A 657-nucleotide genomic window follows, 5' to 3' on the forward strand; every position below is an offset into this window, starting at 1 on the left:
AGATCATTTTAGGTCAAAACAGGCCAAATTGATTAATACTCATACAACACAGCACTAAATACAGGTCTTCGTTTTGCGTAGCGAAGAGCATACAAACCTAATTTTAATTCTGGAAACGGATATATAGACTATAGAGAAATCGAAAGATTATGCCCTAAAAACAGCTAACAACTGTATATCAAGAACATAGAGCTAGAAATATTGTCTGTCAGGTAAGTCGTATTAGCTAATACCCTGCGACAACTCTCATCCATGTTGAAATAGTAAGATAGATGCTAAAACGGATATTGCCAAGGCGTACGTTTGAAATAGTTTAGAAATTTTTAGGGCAGGATAAGGGTGCACCATAGCGCACCCTTTTGGAACATTTTTACTCTGCTGGCGCTGAGTAGGCTACATCAAGTTCTCGTGCAGCTTTAACATCATCCAGACGACGAACAGGTTGCGTATAAGGCGCACCTTTTACTGTTTCTGGTGTGTCTTCCGCTTCCTTCTGAATCGCTGCCATCGCCTTAACAAAGCCTTCTAGCTCGTCAATAGACTCTGTCTCGGTTGGTTCAATCAGCAAACACTCTGGTACCAACAAGGGGAAGTAAGTGGTCGGAGCATGGTAGCCGTAATCGAGTAAACGCTTGGCAAAGTCCATCGCCGTGACAC

At 42.3% G+C, this 657-nt stretch carries 1 pseudogene; it reads right to left on the reverse strand.

Annotation, left to right across the window (positions count from 1 at the left end):
- Nucleotides 1-370: 370 nt before the first annotated feature.
- A pseudogene (locus tag A3735_RS30570) lies at nucleotides 371-657 on the reverse strand (aminomethyl-transferring glycine dehydrogenase subunit GcvPB); the annotation flags it as partial.

This window comes from Oleiphilus sp. HI0061 (assembly GCF_001635675.1).